Raw genomic sequence first — 15,330 nt, 5'->3', positions numbered from 1 at the left:
TTCAACCCTTATGCGCGCGCTGGAGCGTCCGCGCGGTCCAGAAGGCCATGTCGCGCACGTCGCCGGGCGCGGGGAACAGCGTGTCGATATGGCGCTTGATCGGCATATAGGGCCACCAGTCGGCACCCGGTTCAGGCGCCCCCTTTTCCAGCACGCCCGTCACGAACTCGGTCACGGGACCCATGCGGGCAAGATTGGGGGCCTTGGCCTTGTGGAAGGCCTTGTCGGTCTTGAGCCGCTCGGTGAAGGCAAGGTCGCCCTTTTCCAGCGCGGCGCGACATTCGGCCTGATAGGCGTCGAGATCGCCGAAATCCTTGGCGGCACGAGCCTGAAGTTCGCCCTCTTCCAGCTCATAATCCTCGGTCAGGATGCGGATCGCGGCGGTCCATGCCTGACCGTTGCCGACATCCTCCGCGAAATCGGCGAGGGCATCCTGAATATCGTCTTCGTCGCTCAATTTTCAGTCCTTGATGTGTCTTTAGCGAGCCTCAGCCCACCGATCCTTCGAGAGAAATGCCCAGCAGCTTCTGTGCCTCCACCGCAAACTCCATGGGGAGCTGTTGCAGCACTTCCCTGGCAAAGCCGTTCACGATCAGCGAGACCGCGCTTTCCTGATCCAGCCCGCGCTGCATCGCATAGAAAAGCTGGTCGTCGCTGATCTTGCTGGTCGTCGCCTCATGCTCGATCTGCGCCGAGGGATTGCGCACCTCGATATAGGGCACGGTATGCGCGCCGCACTGGTCGCCCAGCAGCAGGCTGTCGCACTGGGTGAAGTTGCGCACGCCCTCCGCACCCGGCGCCACGCGCACGAGGCCGCGATAGGTGTTGTTGCTGCGGCCCGCGCTGATCCCCTTGGACACGATGGTCGACCGCGATCCCTTGCCATTGTGGATCATCTTGGTGCCGGTGTCGGCCTGCTGCATGTTGTTGGTCAGCGCGACGGAGTAGAATTCGCCCACGCTGTTCTCGCCGTTCAGCACGCAGCTGGGATATTTCCACGTGATCGCGGAGCCGGTTTCCACCTGCGTCCAGCTGACCTTGCTGTTGCGCCCCTGGCACAGCGCGCGCTTGGTCACGAAATTATAGATGCCGCCTTTGCCGTTCTCGTCACCGGGATACCAGTTCTGGACGGTCGAATATTTGATCTCCGCATCGTCCAGCGCGACCAGCTCGACCACGGCGGCGTGCAGCTGATTCTCGTCGCGCATCGGCGCGGTGCAGCCTTCCAGATAGCTGACATAGCTCCCTTCGTCCGCGACGATCAGCGTGCGCTCGAACTGTCCGGTATTCTCCGCATTGATGCGGAAATAGGTGGAAAGCTCCATCGGGCAGCGCACGCCCTTGGGAATGTAGACGAACGTCCCGTCGGAAAAGACCGCGCAGTTCAATGTGGCGAAATAATTGTCGTGCATCGGCACGACCTTGCCCAGCCACTTGCGGATCAGGTCAGGATATTCCCGCACCGCCTCGCTTATCGAGCGGAAGATGACGCCTGCTTCCTCCAGTTCCTTGCGGAAGGTGGTGGCGACCGAGACACTGTCGAACACCGCGTCGACCGCGACCTTGCGGCTGTTCTTCACCCCGGCCAGCACTTCCTGCTCGGCGATGGGGATGCCCAGCTTTTCATAGGTGGCGCGGATTTCCGGATCGAGTTCGTCCAGCGATTCCAGCTCCGCCTTCTTCTTCGGCTCGGCGTAATAATAGGCATCCTGATAGTCGATGGGCGGGATGTTGAGCCTGGCCCAGTCCGGCGCCTCCATCTTCTGCCACATGGCGAAGGCCTTCAGCCGCCAATCAAGCAGCCATTCCGGCTCTTTCTTCTTGGCGGAGATGAAGCGGACCGTATCTTCGTTCAGTCCCTTGGGCGCGAAATCCTGCTCGATGGCGGAAGACCAGCCATGCTCGTAAGTGGAGGCGCGTTCGGCGGCCTCATGCGCTTCGAGATTGCGGATGGTGGTCGTTTCTTCGGTCATGCCATTTCTCGTGTAAGACTCGCGATGGTGACGCCCGCAAGCGCCTCCCGAATCGCATTGTTCGCCACATTCATATGAGGGCGGACGCGGCATTCCTGCTCCAGCGAGCAGTCATGGGCGCCATGATCGGCACAGGCGGTCATGGCGATGGGGCCTTCCACCGCCTCCACCACGTCGGCGAGCGTGATCGCCGCCGGAGGCCGTGAAAGACGCACGCCTCCGCCCGTGCCGCGGCTCGATTCTAGCAGACCCGCCGCCGAAAGCCGGCTTACCAGCTTCTGCGCGGTGGGAAGCGGAATGCCGGTTTCGGCCGAAAGCGTGGTCGCGTTCATCTTCGCCGCGCCGCAATGGCGCGCGGCGGCCGACATCAGCACCACGGCATAATCTGCGAAACTCGAGAGCCTCATAGCCTAATTCTTGCGAACCATTCTCAAATCGGATCGAATCAATCCGATTGGCATGTGGTCCCGCCGGCTCATGGAATCAAGGCATTTTTGCTTCGCGCGGTGCGGCTCAGCTGAAACGGTTGATGACCGCCACATCGCCGCCCAGCGACCGGCGCAGCAGGGTCAGCTGAGCCACGGCGGTAGGCTCGGTCTGCAATTGATGGGGGGTCAGACCGATGAAATGCTTGATCTCACGGATGAAATGCGACTGATCGTAGAAGCGCCCATCCTCGCAAAGTTCCTGCCAGCTGTCATGATCCAGCGCGATCCGCGCGCTGCACCGCAGCGCCCGATATTTGCGCGCCAGCAGCTTGGGCGGGCAGCCATAATGTTTGTTGGTGAGCCGCGCGAGCTGACGCGGCGACAGGCCAGTGACGTCGGCTAGAGTCTCGATGCGAGGGGAGCCCTCCCCCATCAGCCAGCCGTCGACCGCTTCCAGCAAACGCCAGGTCGATTCCGGCAGGGCCACCAGCCGTTCTGCCAGAAAGGCCCAGCAAAGCGTCGCGATCTCCTCCGCGCTGTCGGTGGCGCGCAACTGTTCGAGCAGATCGCGATAACCGGGCAGGCCACCCATATCCTGCACCCGGTCGGTCAGGCTGCTGGCATCGCCTCCGTGCAATGCGATCCATCCGGCGGGCAGCAACGAAATGCCCACCACCCGGCCCGGCCCGTTCAGTTCGAAGCGGGTGGCGCCCAGAGTCGGGCCAAGCAGGCATATTTCCGGGGTCGGGACGACCGTTCCATCATGGAAATGATAATCGCCATTGCTTTCGAGCATGAAGCGAAGTTGCGGCACATCGGCGCGGGTCACGTCCGAATAATGATCGGCCGTTTCGGTAAAGATATAGAGGGAGCCGAAATAGGCGTTCAATTGTTCCGGCAGGGCAAAGTAACGCAGCCGTACCGGTCCCTGTGCCGCATCGACCGTATAGCACAATGGCGCCGGATCATCTCTTGCCGTGATGTTTTGCGCCCCCCCGGACGCTTCGCTTCGATGCGACCCCATATTTCACCCCACCAAGTAATAAGCGCCATCGGCGTGAAGGTGCAAGGGCCATGCATGGCAATATATCAGTTTGCGCAGGTTTTGAGAGACGGTTTGTAATCGCGCCCTTCGGAGCATGGCGGCACCAGCCCGAAACGCACTCTTCCGCGCATTTCCAAACAGTTTCCAAGGCGACGAAACAAAAACGACCCGGCGGTTTTCACCGCCGGGTCAGGAAAAGGTCTCGTCGGCCATGTGGCCTAGAGCCTTCGGGTCGCAGGACTCTCTTACGTCCGAATCGGGGAAATTATATTGGATGGATCGGACATTAGCCGGACCAAAACGGGACGAATCCCAAGGAATCTTGTTAAGAAATGTCGATCATCGACGACTGTGGCCGCGCTGCAACAGCGACTCGACGACGGCCCTTCGCGCTGGCATAGCGCCGCCATGTCCTACAGCCTCATCCGTCCCCTGTTCTTCGCGCTCGATGCCGAACGCGCCCATCATCTGTCGATCAGACTGCTCCGGCTGATGCCCACCCCGGCGCCGCTGGAACCCGACTCGGGCCTGGCGCAAACGGTGGCAGGTATCGCCTTTCCCAATCCTGTGGGTCTGGCCGCAGGCTATGACAAGGAGGGGCTGGTCGCGCACAAGGTGCACGGCCTGGGCTTCGGCTTTGCCGAACTGGGCACGCTGACCCCGCTGCCGCAGCCGGGCAACCCCCTGCCGCGCCTGTTTCGTCTGGCAGAGGACCGGGCGGTGATCAACCGCATGGGCTTCAACAATGGTGGCCAGGCGGCGGCCGCGGAGCGGATCGCCAAACGCAAGCGGCCCGGCGGTCCCGTCATCGGCATCAATATCGGCGCCAACAAGGATGCAACCGCTGCCGGGCGCGGAATCGCCGACTATGCGACGGGCGTGACCTGCATGGCGCCGCTGGCCGACTATCTGACGGTCAACATCTCCTCCCCCAATACGCCGGGACTGCGGGCGTTGCAGGACCGGGCTGCGCTCGACGAGCTGCTGGGCGCGGTGACGGCGGCGCGGGGCAGTCACAAGACGCCGATCTTCCTCAAGGTCGCGCCCGATCTGGAACCGGCCGATGTCGAGGATATCGCGGCCGCCTGCCTCGATCACCGGATCGACGCGCTGATCGTGTCCAACACCACCATATCACGGCCCCCGCTGCGGTCGGCACAGGCGGGCGAGGCGGGCGGGCTGTCGGGCGCGCCGCTGCATGACATGGCGCTGGAAAGGCTGCGCGACTTCCGCCGGACATTGGGCACGCGACTGCCGCTGATCGGCGTGGGCGGCATATCCGATGCAAGCCAGGCCTATGCCCGCATCCGCGCCGGGGCTAGCCTGATCCAGCTCTACAGCGCGCTCGTCTATGAAGGGCCGTATCTCGCCCGGCGGATCAATGCGGGCCTCAAGGCGCTGATGGCGCGGGACGGGGTGAAGAATATCAGCGAGATAGTGGGTGTCGACGCCTGATTCGTCTTATGAGAAATGCAAGATCGAACATGGGTTGCGGAATGCAACGTTGAAGCTAGGGTGCCGGCCATGACGTCCCGCTTTGCTGGCCTGCTGGCTCCCATCGCCCTTCTTGCCCTTGCTCCCGCCCCGGTCGCTGCGCGCGAGCCGGTCGCGCTCAACGCCACCGTCTCCGCCGCTGATCCCCGCGCGGCCGAAGCGGGGTGGTCGATATTGCGCGGGGGCGGCAGCGCCACCGACGCCGCCATCGCCATGATGCTCGCGCTCAACGTGGTGGAGCCGCACAATAGCGGCATCGGCGGCGGCGGCTTCCTGATGCACCATGATGGGCGCACCGGAGCGCTGGAGTCGATCGACGGCCGCGAAACCGCCCCCGCGGCGGCACGGCCGGACCGCTTCATGGGTTCCGATGGCCAGCCTTTGCCCTTCCGTCAGGCATGGCCGGGCGGCTATTCGGTAGGCGTGCCGGGGAATTTGCGCCTCGCGTGGGACGCGCACCGCAAATGGGGCAGGCTGCCCTGGGCCGATCTGTTCCAGCCAGCCATCCGGCTCGCCGAACAGGGGTTCGAGGTGCGCCAGCGGCTCGACACCGCGATGAAGGCGGTCGCCCCGGTCTGGGCCGACTTTCCAGAGATCCAGAAATATTTCTGGATCGACGGCAAGCCCGCGCCGCTGGGCACGATCCTCAAAAATCCGCCGCTGGCCGCACTGTTCAGACGGATCGCGGCGGAGGGACCGGATGCCTTCTATCGGGGCGACAATGCACAGGCGATCGCCGCCACCGTCACCAACGCGCCGAAAAATCCGGTGCCGATGACGGAGGCCGATCTTGCCGCCTATCGGGCCAAGCCGCGCAAGCCGGTCTGCGGTCCCTATCGCGTCTATACCATCTGCGGCATGGGGCCGGCCTCGGCGGGCGGGATCACCGTCCTGCAGGTGCTCGGCATGGTCGAGCGCTTCCCGCTGGCCGCATGGGGCAAGGATGATCCGCGTTCATGGCATGTGATCGGGGAAGCGATGCAGCTCGCCTACGCCGACCGCAACACTTATCTCGGCGATCCGGAATATGTGTCGGTGCCGATCGCCGGGCTGATCGATCCTGCCTATCTCAAGCAGCGCTCCGCCCTCATCAGCATGGGCAAGGCGCTCAATGACTATCGCCCCGGCACGCCGCCCGGCGCGGAGAAGCGCACCGCCGCCCTGCCCCAGCCGGAATCGGGCACCAGCCATTTCGTCGCCGTGGACCGCAACGGCGACATCGCCGCATGGACATCCACCATAGAAAGCTTTTTCGGCAGCCAGCTCGTCGCCAACGGCGTGATCCTGAACAATGAGCTGACCGATTTCAGCTTTACCCCTGAAAGAGACGGGGCGCCGGTCGCAAACCGGGTGGAACCGGGCAAGCGGCCGCTCTCCTCCATGTCGCCGACCATCGTCTATGATGCGGCGGGCACGCCGATCTTCACCGTCGGCGCGGCAGGCGGCAAGACCATCATCATGCAGGTCGCCAAGGCGCTGATCGCCCATTTCGACTGGGGCCTGTCGGCGCAGGACTCGATTGCGCTGGGGTTCGAATTTTTCGACAAGGACGGGCTGGTGCTGGAGCAGGGAAGCGCATTGGAGGCCATGCAGGCGCCGCTGGAGAAAATGGGCCATAAGGTGTCGGTCAGCCGTTTCGGCCTCAAGGCGAATGCCGCCGAGCGGAAGCCCGACGGCCATTGGGTGGGCGCCGCCGATCCGCGCAGCCCGGGCGTGTCCCTGCAGGAATAGCGCTATTTCAGGTCCAGCCCGGCCACGTTGAACTGGAAGGGAAAGCTTTTGTCCTTCGGCCCCACGACCAGATCCACCCTGATCTTTTCGTTGCTCTTGATCGTTTCATAGGCTTTGGACGCGGGCAGCACCTCGATGCCGTCCTTGTTCTCGGTCATCCGGCCCTTCCATTCATGCGTCTTGCCATCCTCGCCCGTGGCCGTGACGCGGCAGTCGGACAGGTCGCAGGTGAAGGGCGCGCCCACCAGCTTGACCGTCACGTCCGCCCCGCCCTGCGGCAGCGGCTGGACCAACAGGACGGAGAAGGTGTCCTCCGCCGTCATGGTCTGCACGCTGTTTGCGCTGCCGATATAGGCGACCTTCGCTTTGGCGCCCTCACCGCCCTCATATTTCCAGACCTGTCCGATCTGATCACGCTGGGTCGGCGCCTTGTCCCCCTGCGGGGAACAGGCTGCGATCAGCCCCAAAATGGCCAAACCTGCCACGATCCGCATCTCTTTTCTCCTTTTCCGTTTCGGAAAGAGAACGCTCGGGCGGGGCGTGGTTTCCTTCGGTTCAGCTGTAGCGGGAGGCGGTTTCCCGGATCAGCGCGATCATGTTGGGGATGCCCTGCGTCCGGTTGGAGCTGAGCTGGTTGCGCAGGTCGAAGGGTTCCAGCGCCGCGGCAATGTCGGTTGCGGCGATGGTGGCGGGCGCCTGATCCTGCACGGTCAACAGGACGAGCGCGATGATCCCCTTGGTGATCGCGGCGTTGCTGTCGGCCAGAAAATGGAGGCGGCGACCATTGTTCAAATCGTCATCGAGCACCGTGGGATAGACCCACACTGCCGCCGAACAGCCCCGCACCATCGTCGCATCGGTCTTGAGCGCATCGGGCATGGGTTCCAGCGCCCGGCCCAGGTCGATCAGCAGGCGGTAACGGTCGTCGGCATCGAGAAATTCATATTCTTCGACCAGATCGGCAAGGGCGGGCATGTCAGTCATAGCCGCCATATAGGGGGAAATCCGACGCAAGAAAGCCGCTTTCCCCCGACAGACTACAGATCCACGCCCGCGGCGATGGCTTCGAGCTTGCGGATGCGTTCCTTGAGATCGGCGACCTCGATCCGCGCCGCCGCGGAAGGCGGCGTGGTTTCGTCCGTCCGCCGCGCCAGTTCCGCGCGCTTCAGCTCCAGCCAGCCATTCCAGCCCCTCAGCGCCGTCAGGGCGACGATGGCGAGCCCCGACAGGCCCGCAACCGCCAGAGTGAGAGTGATAAGGGGGTCCTGCATATCGTCCTCCCTAAAATTCCTAGACCCGTAAACAGGGGGAACCGCGTCAGTCGCGATCCCGGAGCCTGTCGAATTCGCGCTCAAGCGCGGTTGAACTGTCGGTTGCCAGCCGTTCCAGCACGGCCACGCGATCCTTCAGCGCCTTGACCTCGGCGCGCAGCCGCTCCGCTTCCGGATCGGGGCCGCGCTGCATGAAGTCCTCGCCCTTGTGGCGGCGGACGACCCCATATCTGGCCCGCACGACGCTGGCGATGGCGGTGATCGCGACAATGGCGACAACCATTTCGAACGGATTCATCTTGTCTGTCTCCCTTGCTCCGCCTCAGCGCAGCCCAGGCTCACGGCCTCAACCGGCGACCGGTGCGGAATTGCAGCTTTTCGTTTTCGTAAGGCCGCGCAGTCCGTTTTTCGACCGGCGTCGGCATCGGTTCGACCAACGGTGTCGGCCCTGATGGGCACGACCCCTTTCAGCGCAGCCTGTCGATCTCGTCGGCCAGCCGGGTGTTGCGGCTGGTATAATAGGTTTCGATGTCGGCGAGGCGGCGATCGATGTCGCGGAATTTCGACCGGACATCGCGGGTGGAGCGCGCCGGGTTGGTGCGCACGCCCTGCCAGAATTTCTGGTCGTCGCGGTCGGCATAAAGACCCACCGGCTTGTTCTCGGCAAAATAGGCGGCGGCGAAATAGGCGATCAGCGACCAGGGGAAGGCCCCCATCAGCGTCACCAGCACGGCGCCGACCCGAACCCAGGTCACATCGATTCCGGTATAATCGGCAATGCCGGCGCAGACGCCCATCCACTTGCCATTCTGCTTGTCGAGATAAAATTTCGTGCGACGGGCAGCCATCTCAGTTCCTCCTGTCGAATTCATAGCCGTCATCCTGCGACGGGCGGGCAGGGCGGAAATCGGGGTTGTCGGCGGCAACGATCCGTTCGACCGTCTGAAGCCGCTCCTCCAGCCGCCGGGCGAGCAGATGCAGTTCGTCCAGCAGCTTCTCATCCTCATCGGTGATCTTGGGCGCCTGCTTCCACTTGGTGACATAGTGGAAGATCAGCCAGGGCATGCCGATGAACAGCATGCCGCAGATCATGATGGGCAGGAACACATCCTCCATGGAATCAGCCTTCCTTGTTCATGCTGGCTTTCAGGGCGGCGAGTTCGGCATCGACCTTGTCGGATGTCCTCAGCTCCGCAATCTCCTCCTCCAGCGTCTTGGGCTGGGCGCCAAGACCCATGGCGTCGGCGCGGCCCTCGGCCATGTCGACGCGGCGTTCCAGCATGTCGAAGCGGGCGAAGGCGTCGTTCACCTTCTCCCCGGCATAGGCTTCGCGGACGCGCAGGCGATTCTGGGCGCTTTCCATGCGGGTCACAAGGCTGTTCTGGCGGGCACGGGCCTCGCGCAGCTTGGCCTGGAGCTTGGCGATATCCTCTTCCGAGGCGCGCAGCGCTTCGTCCAGCACCTCTATCTCGTGAGAGAGCTGTTCCGCCATGTCGGCCGCCTTCTGCTTTTCGACCAGCGCGGCCTTGGCCAGATCCTCGCGGTCCTTGTTGAGCGCCAGCTGGGCCTTTTCCGTCCAGCTGTCCTGCAGGCCCTGAAGCTTGGCAATGTGACGCCGCATTTCCTTCTGGTCGGCGATGGTGCGGGCGGCAGAGGCGCGCACCTCCACCAGCGTCTCCTCCATTTCGAGGATGATCATGCGGATCATCTTCGCCGGGTCTTCCGCCCGGTCGAGCAGGTCGGTGACGTTGGCGGCGATGATATCGCGGGTGCGGGAGAAAATACCCATTTGAACTTCACTCCTGATACGAACTTTCTGGGCCGGCCTTACGCCAGATAGTGCAAGGCCGTGGGGCAATCATGGTCCGCAAGCATCGGCCCTTCGCTGGCCCGCGCCGGGCCGACCGCCGAAAGGATCAGGGTCGATCCGAACAGGACGGAGACAAGAATGACGGACAGGAACTGGCCGAATTCGCGAACGCTGCTGCTTTGCTTTTCCATGTTACACTCCTGAACCTTGGCCTTCATTGCGCGCCGCTTGATGGTTCAGCGGCTTCGCTGCTCCTCATTGCAGAAGCCGTGCCAATTTTGAGAAATGGCCAAATTGCGCTGTTTTTTACGACCGTCAAAGAATAGCGCTTGCCGAAAGATGGGAAATTTCACCATAAGTTGGGTAATGGAGAAAAATACCCAGTTTGTCGGCCAGTCGCTGGCCTTTCTGGACGCGGTCGAACAGGCCGGGCGGGCGGCCGAGCTGAACCGCCCGGTGCTGGTGATCGGCGAGCGCGGGACCGGCAAGGAACTGATCGCCGAGCGGCTTCACCGCCTTTCCCCCCGCTGGGACGAGCCGCTGATCATCATGAACTGCGCGGCGCTGCCCGAAACGCTGATCGAGGCGGAGCTGTTCGGCCATGAGCAGGGCGCCTTCACGGGCGCGGCGCGCACGCGGGCCGGGCGCTTCGAGGAGGCGCATCGCGGCACGCTGTTTCTCGACGAACTGGGCACGCTGTCCATGGCGGCGCAGGAACGGCTGCTGCGCGTGATCGAATATGGCGAGGTGACGCGGATCGGCGCGTCCCGGCCGATACAGGTCGACGTGCGGATCGTCGCGGCGACGAACGAGGACCTGCCCGCCGCCGCCGATGCCGGGCGCTTCCGGCCCGACCTGCTGGATCGCCTGAGTTTCGAGGTCATCACCCTGCCCCCGCTGCGGGCGCGGGAGGGCGACGTCACCGTGCTGGCGAATCATTTCGGGCGGCGCATGGCGGCCGAAATCGGCTGGCCGCAATGGCCGGGCTTTTCGGCAGCCTGCATGGCCGAGCTGGAGGCGCATGAATGGCCCGGCAACATCCGCGAACTGCGCAACGTGGTGGAACGGGCGGTCTATCGCTGGACCGATCCGGCGCGGCCGATCGCGGCAATCGTCTTCGATCCCTTCGCCTCGCCGTGGAAGCCCAGGCCGCTGATACCGGCTGCGGTGGGAACGGCCCCGGTTTCAGGGGAGGCGTCGATCGCCGTCCCCCCCGCCATCAGCTTCGAGGTCATCAGCGACCTCAAATCCGCCGTGGACGCCCATGAAGCCGCGATCGTGCGGGCGGCGCTGGAGCGCTATCGCTACAACCAGCGCGCGACCGCCAAGGGGCTGGGCCTTACCTATGACCAGCTTCGCCATTGCATGAAGAAGCATGGGCTGAGCGCGGGCTGATCCCTAGCGGGTCGGAACGGGTTCCGGACCGGAATAATCGTAAAAGCCCCTGCCGGTCTTGCGGCCGAGCCAGCCTGCTTCGACATATTTGACCAGCAGCGGCGCGGGGCGATATTTGGGATCGCCGGTCGTGCCCTGCAGCACCTTGCAGATCTCCAGACAGGTATCCAGACCCACGAAATCCGCCAGCGTCAGCGGACCCATCGGATGGTTGAGGCCCAGCATCACGCCCTTGTCGATATCGGTCACGCTGCCCACGCCCTCGCCCAGCGCGAAGACCGCTTCATTGAGCATCGGCAGCAGGATGCGGTTCACCACGAACCCCGGCGCGTCGAAGGCGTGGACGACCTGCTTGCCCAGCCGTTCGGCGAAGGCTTCGACCGCGCTCACCGTTTCAGAACTGGTGGCAAGGCCGCGGATCACTTCCACCAGCGCCATGACCGGCACGGGGTTGAAGAAATGCACGCCTACGAAGCGGCTTGCGTCCGGGGCCGCCTGCGCCAGCCGGGTGATCGGGATGGAGGAGGTATTGGAGGCGAGGATCGCGTCCTCCGCCAGCAGCGCGCCGACATTGCCGAAAATGGTGCGCTTGATATCCTCGCGCTCCGTCGCCGCCTCGATCACCAGCTGGCAGGCGCCCAGCGGCGCGATCTCGCCCACCGGCTGGATGCGGGCGATGGCGGCGTCGGCGTCGGCCTGCGCCAGCTTGCCCTTCTCCACCGCCTTGGCGAGCAGGCGGATGATGCCGTCGCGGCCCTTCTGCGCGCGGGGCAGATCGATATCGGACAGGATGACGTCATAGCCCGCCTGCGCCGCCACCTGCGCGATGCCCGCCCCCATCTGCCCGGCGCCGATCACGCCAACGGTCCGAATTTCCGTCATGCTTCACCCTCCACTGAATCACTTGTCGCTGCCCCCGTAGCGCCATGGCAGCCGGGCCGCCAGAGTGGTTCGTTTCGCCCCGCGAAAAGCGGACGGAAAGCCCCACGCGGTCGGCGGGATGCTTTTCTTTCCGTGATTTCCTCCTTTGCGCCGCGCCTGCTTGATGGTTAAAAGCCCCGGCATGTCCGTTTCAGAGCTGCCCGCGCCGGCGACCGGAAGGTTCATCGCCGCCGTGCATCATTTCCCATTGCGCGTTTACTTCGAGGATACGGATCTTTCGGGGCTGGTCTATCATGCCAATTATCTGCGCTATATGGAACGGGCGCGGTCGGACATGCTGCGGATCGCCGGGATCGACCAGCGCGGCAATCTGGAGGAGGGAGAGGGCGTCTATGCCGTCACCGACCTTCAGATCGGCTATCGCCGTCCGGCGAGGCTGGACGATGACCTGATGGTGGTCAGCCGCGTGACGAAAGTCGGTGCCGCTTCATGTTCCATTCATCAGGCGGTCATGCGCGATGATGAATTACTCACGACCGGCGACGTCACCGTCGCCTTTCTGACACCCCAGGGCCGCCCGCGCCGGCAACCCAGGCCCTGGGTCGATATTTTCAGCCGTTTGATGAGAGGGGAAGACATCAACCCATGAGCCTTTCGATGCCCGACGTTGGCGCCGCTGTCGGCACCGCCGCGCAAGCCGCCACCATTTCGCCGCTGGCCCTGTTCCTTCAGGCCGACATCGTCGTGAAGGTGGTGATGCTGGGCCTGCTGCTCGCCAGCATCTGGACCTGGGCGATGATCATCGGCTTCAGCTTCACGCTGCGCAGGGCCAGCAGGCAGAGCGCCGCTTTCGAACGCGACTTCTGGAAGGCGGAGGATATCGACCGCTTCTATGAAGCCCGCGGCAAGGCCGAATTTCCCGCCGCCAGGGTCATGGCCGCGGGCGTCACCGAATGGCGCCGCTCGACCGCGCAAAAGGTGATCGACCGCGAAGGCACGCGCGACCGCCTGTCCACCACCATGACCAGCACCATCGGGGCCGAGGTCGACCGTCTGTCGGACCGGCTCAACATCCTTGCCACCATCGGATCGGTCGCCCCCTTCGTCGGGCTGTTCGGCACGGTGTGGGGCATCATGCGCGCCTTCACCAGCATCGCGGCGGAGCAGAACAGCTCGCTCGCAGTCGTCGCGCCGGGCATTGCCGAAGCCTTGTTCGCCACCGCCATCGGCCTGTTCGCGGCGATCCCGGCCGTGATCGCCTACAACCGCTTCAGCCATGGCATCAACCGCATGGAATCGGGCCTGACGCGCTTTGCCGACGGTTTCTATTCGACGCTGAGCCGTGAGCTGGAGGCGCAGCGGTGATCCTGAGCATCGCTCCGAACAAAGGTCCGGTGAGCCTCGCTGCAAGAGAAGGGGTGCGCTGATGGCCATGTCCGGCCCTCCCTCCAGCCGTCGCGGGCGTCATCGCGCGCCAATGGCCGACATCAACGTCACGCCGCTGGTCGACGTCATGCTGGTGCTGCTGATCATCTTCATGGTGACCGCCCCGCTGCTGGTGACGGGCGTTCCGGTGAACCTGCCCGAAACCCGCGCCAAGGGGCTGGATCAGGATCAGAAGCCGACGGTGGTGTCGATCGACCGCGACGGCGGCGTCTTCATCGACGATGCGCAGATCAGCGATGCCGAACTGCCCGGCCGGCTGGCTGAGATCATGTCGGCCAATGCGGGCAAGGCCGAGCCGCCGCAAATCTTCCTGCGCGCCGACAAGGGTCTGGATTATGGCCGGGTGATGCTGGTCATGGGCGAACTGAACCGGGCGGGTCTCAACAAGGTCGCGCTGGTCAGCACCGGGACCGAGGAAAGTTCCGCTGTCAGCAGCGGTTCAGAATAGGGGCCATAGGTCTTGGCTATGGATCGCGCGGAGAAAATCGGGCTTGGCGTGGCGACGGCCGGACATGTCCTGCTGTTCGGCCTGCTCTCGTCCGGCTTTCTGGCTACCCCCAACCCGCTGAAGCTCAATTCGCCGCCGATGGACGTCAGCCTGGTGGATGAGGTCGCGCTGAAATCGATGGCGCCGCAGGTGTCGACCGCGCCGCCACCGCCCAGCGTCGCGCCCGAGCGAGGCCCGACCGAGGACGCCGCCCCCGCGCCGGAACCGGCGCCCGAGCCGGAATCGACACCGGCCCCGCCACCGCCAAGGCCCGCACCGCCCAAGCCGGTCGCGAAACTCGCGCCGCCCAAACCTGCGCCTGCGCCTCCGAAAAAGGATATGCCCAAGGCGACGCCCAAGCCCAAACCCGCCGCGGAAAAGCCCGCACCGGCCAAACCCCGCCCCGCGTCCGAAAAACCCAAACCGGCCGCCGCCGCGCCTGCGAGGTCTTCGTCGAAGCCCGCCGCCAAACCGAAGCCCGATGCGCCTGCCCGCGCTTCGGGACAGGGCAAGGCGGAAAAGCCCAAGGGCTCGTTGCTGGGCAAGGATTTCCTCAAAGGCATCGACACCGATGCCGACGCGCCGCGCAAGCCCGCGCCGCCGCCTGCCGCCGCCATGGGACCGGCGCAGAAGGCCGCGCTGGACGCGGAGATCCGCCGCCAGCTCAAGCCGCATTGGCGCCCGCCTTCGGGCGCGGACGCCGACCAGCTCGTGACCCTGCTGGAGGTGCGCCTCGACAGGAATGGCAATGTGATCGGATCGCCGCAGGTGATCGATCAGCAGGGCGTCACGGCAAGCAACCGTCCGCAGGCGCAGCTCCATGCCGAACGCGCCATTCAGGCGGTGAAGCTGGCATCCCCCTTTCGCAACCTGCCGCCCGAATTTTACGAACAGTGGAAATGGCTGAAGCCACTCCGCTTTGACGCGAGGCTGAACCGATGATGACGACCTTGATGCGCCGCCTGAGCGTGGCCACCGCCGCCTTCATGGCAATCGCCGCAGCGCCCGCGCTGGCCCAGCTGTCGGTCGATGTGACCGGCGAGATCGACAGCAACCTCAAGATCGTCGTGCCCGCGCTCCCGGCGCAGGCCGAAGTGTCCACGCCGGCCGGCGGATCGACCGAACTGGGCCGCAAGATCGCCGAGGTGATCGCATCGGACCTGAAAGGTTCGGGCCTGTTCGCGCCGTCCGGTCCCAGCGGCATCCCGACCATCGCCTTTTCCGAAGTCACCAACCCCGCTTACGACAAATGGGGCGCCTATCAGGCGCTGGTGCAGGGTTTCGAGCGCCGCCACATCGGCACTGCTGGCCTTTTGCGTGGCCTCGTGGGCGGCGCGCCCTTCCAGCAAGGCGATCACGGGGAAGATT

The 15,330-nt window shown here is 64.4% G+C and carries 20 protein-coding genes and 1 pseudogene; 8 read left to right on the top strand and 13 right to left on the bottom strand.

What is annotated here, in order from left to right:
* Nucleotide 1: 1 nt before the first annotated feature.
* The 4 genes from ACFC3J_RS10145 to ACFC3J_RS10130 all read right to left on the bottom strand — a co-directional run bounded on the left by ACFC3J_RS10145 (nucleotide 2) and on the right by ACFC3J_RS10130 (nucleotide 3,317).
* The gene (locus tag ACFC3J_RS10145; RefSeq protein ID WP_375196048.1) at nucleotides 2–457 is read right to left on the bottom strand and encodes a hypothetical protein; all 456 of its coding nucleotides are present in this window, start codon (nucleotides 455–457) and stop codon (nucleotides 2–4) included.
* 31 nt (nucleotides 458–488) lie between these two features.
* The gene (gene sufB, locus ACFC3J_RS10140; protein ID WP_375196047.1) at nucleotides 489–1,973 is read right to left on the bottom strand and encodes a Fe-S cluster assembly protein SufB; all 1,485 of its coding nucleotides are present in this window, start codon (nucleotides 1,971–1,973) and stop codon (nucleotides 489–491) included.
* A complete protein-coding gene (locus tag ACFC3J_RS10135) occupies nucleotides 1,970–2,380 on the bottom strand; it encodes an RrF2 family transcriptional regulator (RefSeq protein ID WP_375196046.1) in 411 nt (136 codons plus the stop codon). The genes sufB and ACFC3J_RS10135 overlap by 4 nt, the downstream gene beginning before the upstream one ends.
* Before the next feature lie 106 nt (nucleotides 2,381–2,486).
* On the bottom strand, nucleotides 2,487–3,317 hold the full coding sequence (locus ACFC3J_RS10130; RefSeq protein WP_375196076.1) for a helix-turn-helix domain-containing protein: 831 nt from the start codon (nucleotides 3,315–3,317) through the stop codon (nucleotides 2,487–2,489).
* A gap of 537 nt (nucleotides 3,318–3,854) precedes the next feature.
* Between ACFC3J_RS10130 and ACFC3J_RS10125 the strand changes: the two genes are divergently transcribed.
* A complete protein-coding gene (locus ACFC3J_RS10125; RefSeq protein ID WP_375196045.1) occupies nucleotides 3,855–4,901 on the top strand; it encodes a quinone-dependent dihydroorotate dehydrogenase in 1,047 nt (348 codons plus the stop codon).
* A gap of 69 nt (nucleotides 4,902–4,970) precedes the next feature.
* Nucleotides 4,971–6,671 (top strand): gamma-glutamyltransferase, encoded by a 1,701-nt coding sequence (gene ggt, locus ACFC3J_RS10120; RefSeq protein ID WP_375196044.1) that lies wholly within the window; start codon nucleotides 4,971–4,973, stop codon nucleotides 6,669–6,671.
* Between the two features lie 2 nt (nucleotides 6,672–6,673).
* Here ggt and ACFC3J_RS10115 read toward each other — a convergent pair whose 3' ends face one another.
* The 8 genes from ACFC3J_RS10115 to ACFC3J_RS10080 form a co-directional block, all read right to left on the bottom strand.
* The gene (locus ACFC3J_RS10115; protein ID WP_375196043.1) at nucleotides 6,674–7,165 is read right to left on the bottom strand and encodes a hypothetical protein; all 492 of its coding nucleotides are present in this window, start codon (nucleotides 7,163–7,165) and stop codon (nucleotides 6,674–6,676) included.
* Nucleotides 7,166–7,226: 61 nt separating this feature from the next.
* Nucleotides 7,227–7,664 (bottom strand): SufE family protein, encoded by a 438-nt coding sequence (locus tag ACFC3J_RS10110; RefSeq protein WP_375196042.1) that lies wholly within the window; start codon nucleotides 7,662–7,664, stop codon nucleotides 7,227–7,229.
* 44 nt (nucleotides 7,665–7,708) lie between these two features.
* On the bottom strand, nucleotides 7,709–7,942 hold the full coding sequence (locus ACFC3J_RS10105) for a hypothetical protein (RefSeq protein WP_375196041.1): 234 nt from the start codon (nucleotides 7,940–7,942) through the stop codon (nucleotides 7,709–7,711).
* 46 nt (nucleotides 7,943–7,988) lie between these two features.
* Nucleotides 7,989–8,240 carry a hypothetical protein gene (locus tag ACFC3J_RS10100; protein WP_375196040.1) on the bottom strand — a complete coding sequence of 84 codons (252 nt, stop codon included), beginning with the start codon at nucleotides 8,238–8,240 and terminating at the stop codon, nucleotides 7,989–7,991.
* Between the two features lie 169 nt (nucleotides 8,241–8,409).
* Nucleotides 8,410–8,790: an envelope stress response membrane protein PspC gene (gene pspC, locus ACFC3J_RS10095; RefSeq protein ID WP_375196039.1), complete on the bottom strand. Its 381-nt coding sequence runs from the start codon at nucleotides 8,788–8,790 to the stop codon at nucleotides 8,410–8,412.
* A gap of 1 nt (nucleotide 8,791) precedes the next feature.
* Nucleotides 8,792–9,058 carry an envelope stress response membrane protein PspB gene (gene pspB, locus ACFC3J_RS10090; RefSeq protein ID WP_192667445.1) on the bottom strand — a complete coding sequence of 89 codons (267 nt, stop codon included), beginning with the start codon at nucleotides 9,056–9,058 and terminating at the stop codon, nucleotides 8,792–8,794.
* Nucleotides 9,059–9,062: 4 nt separating this feature from the next.
* Nucleotides 9,063–9,731, bottom strand: a complete 669-nt coding sequence (pspA, locus tag ACFC3J_RS10085; protein WP_375196038.1) for a phage shock protein PspA — start codon at nucleotides 9,729–9,731, stop codon at nucleotides 9,063–9,065.
* 38 nt (nucleotides 9,732–9,769) lie between these two features.
* Nucleotides 9,770–9,943, bottom strand: coding sequence for a hypothetical protein (locus ACFC3J_RS10080; RefSeq protein ID WP_375196037.1), 174 nt, complete (start codon nucleotides 9,941–9,943; stop codon nucleotides 9,770–9,772).
* 175 nt (nucleotides 9,944–10,118) lie between these two features.
* Here ACFC3J_RS10080 and pspF point away from each other — a divergent pair, with 175 nt between their 5' ends.
* Complete coding sequence (gene pspF, locus ACFC3J_RS10075) at nucleotides 10,119–11,147, top strand: phage shock protein operon transcriptional activator (RefSeq protein ID WP_375196036.1); 1,029 nt, start codon at nucleotides 10,119–10,121, stop codon at nucleotides 11,145–11,147.
* Nucleotides 11,148–11,150: 3 nt separating this feature from the next.
* On the opposite strand, the gene ACFC3J_RS10070 is transcribed toward pspF, so the two are convergent.
* Nucleotides 11,151–12,029 carry a 3-hydroxybutyryl-CoA dehydrogenase gene (locus ACFC3J_RS10070; RefSeq protein WP_375196035.1) on the bottom strand — a complete coding sequence of 293 codons (879 nt, stop codon included), beginning with the start codon at nucleotides 12,027–12,029 and terminating at the stop codon, nucleotides 11,151–11,153.
* 181 nt (nucleotides 12,030–12,210) lie between these two features.
* Between ACFC3J_RS10070 and ACFC3J_RS10065 the strand changes: the two genes are divergently transcribed.
* The 5 genes and pseudogenes from ACFC3J_RS10065 to ACFC3J_RS10045 form a co-directional block, all read left to right on the top strand.
* The gene (locus tag ACFC3J_RS10065) at nucleotides 12,211–12,678 is read left to right on the top strand and encodes a YbgC/FadM family acyl-CoA thioesterase (protein WP_375196034.1); all 468 of its coding nucleotides are present in this window, start codon (nucleotides 12,211–12,213) and stop codon (nucleotides 12,676–12,678) included.
* Nucleotides 12,675–13,394 (top strand): protein TolQ, encoded by a 720-nt coding sequence (gene tolQ / locus ACFC3J_RS10060; protein ID WP_375196033.1) that lies wholly within the window; start codon nucleotides 12,675–12,677, stop codon nucleotides 13,392–13,394. The genes ACFC3J_RS10065 and tolQ overlap by 4 nt, the downstream gene beginning before the upstream one ends.
* A gap of 61 nt (nucleotides 13,395–13,455) precedes the next feature.
* Entirely contained in the window at nucleotides 13,456–13,923 is a 468-nt protein-coding gene (gene tolR, locus ACFC3J_RS10055) for a protein TolR (RefSeq protein ID WP_375196032.1), read from the top strand.
* Between the two features lie 18 nt (nucleotides 13,924–13,941).
* Entirely contained in the window at nucleotides 13,942–14,904 is a 963-nt protein-coding gene (locus ACFC3J_RS10050; RefSeq protein ID WP_375196075.1) for a cell envelope biogenesis protein TolA, read from the top strand.
* Nucleotides 14,901–15,330: pseudogene (locus ACFC3J_RS10045) on the top strand (hypothetical protein); the annotation flags it as partial. The gene ACFC3J_RS10050 and the pseudogene ACFC3J_RS10045, both read left to right, overlap by 4 nt.

Origin of the sequence: Sphingobium sp. (genome assembly GCF_041987595.1) — a bacterium.
Lineage (GTDB): Bacteria > Pseudomonadota > Alphaproteobacteria > Sphingomonadales > Sphingomonadaceae > Sphingobium.
Note: the sequence above shows the minus strand (reverse complement) of the source record. Positions and strands in the feature narration are given on the sequence as shown.

Bases quoted from the DNA above. Each gene is read 5' to 3' on its own strand.
- ACFC3J_RS10050 (WP_375196075.1), top strand. From the start codon at position 13,942: ATGGATCGCGCGGAGAAAATCGGGCTTGGCGTGGCGACGGCCGGACAT.
- tolQ (WP_375196033.1), top strand. From the start codon at position 12,675: ATGAGCCTTTCGATGCCCGACGTTGGCGCCGCTGTCGGCACCGCCGCG.
- ACFC3J_RS10105 (WP_375196041.1), bottom strand. From the start codon at position 7,942: ATGCAGGACCCCCTTATCACTCTCACTCTGGCGGTTGCGGGCCTGTCG.
- ACFC3J_RS10100 (WP_375196040.1), bottom strand. From the start codon at position 8,240: ATGAATCCGTTCGAAATGGTTGTCGCCATTGTCGCGATCACCGCCATC.
- pspC (WP_375196039.1), bottom strand. From the start codon at position 8,790: ATGGCTGCCCGTCGCACGAAATTTTATCTCGACAAGCAGAATGGCAAG.
- ggt (WP_375196044.1), top strand. From the start codon at position 4,971: ATGACGTCCCGCTTTGCTGGCCTGCTGGCTCCCATCGCCCTTCTTGCC.
- ACFC3J_RS10115 (WP_375196043.1), bottom strand. From the start codon at position 7,165: ATGCGGATCGTGGCAGGTTTGGCCATTTTGGGGCTGATCGCAGCCTGT.
- ACFC3J_RS10135 (WP_375196046.1), bottom strand. From the start codon at position 2,380: ATGAGGCTCTCGAGTTTCGCAGATTATGCCGTGGTGCTGATGTCGGCC.
- ACFC3J_RS10080 (WP_375196037.1), bottom strand. From the start codon at position 9,943: ATGGAAAAGCAAAGCAGCAGCGTTCGCGAATTCGGCCAGTTCCTGTCC.
- pspA (WP_375196038.1), bottom strand. From the start codon at position 9,731: ATGGGTATTTTCTCCCGCACCCGCGATATCATCGCCGCCAACGTCACC.
- pspF (WP_375196036.1), top strand. From the start codon at position 10,119: ATGGAGAAAAATACCCAGTTTGTCGGCCAGTCGCTGGCCTTTCTGGAC.
- pspB (WP_192667445.1), bottom strand. From the start codon at position 9,058: ATGGAGGATGTGTTCCTGCCCATCATGATCTGCGGCATGCTGTTCATC.
- ACFC3J_RS10125 (WP_375196045.1), top strand. From the start codon at position 3,855: ATGTCCTACAGCCTCATCCGTCCCCTGTTCTTCGCGCTCGATGCCGAA.
- tolR (WP_375196032.1), top strand. From the start codon at position 13,456: ATGGCCATGTCCGGCCCTCCCTCCAGCCGTCGCGGGCGTCATCGCGCG.
- ACFC3J_RS10065 (WP_375196034.1), top strand. From the start codon at position 12,211: ATGTCCGTTTCAGAGCTGCCCGCGCCGGCGACCGGAAGGTTCATCGCC.
- ACFC3J_RS10110 (WP_375196042.1), bottom strand. From the start codon at position 7,664: ATGGCGGCTATGACTGACATGCCCGCCCTTGCCGATCTGGTCGAAGAA.
- ACFC3J_RS10070 (WP_375196035.1), bottom strand. From the start codon at position 12,029: ATGACGGAAATTCGGACCGTTGGCGTGATCGGCGCCGGGCAGATGGGG.
- sufB (WP_375196047.1), bottom strand. From the start codon at position 1,973: ATGACCGAAGAAACGACCACCATCCGCAATCTCGAAGCGCATGAGGCC.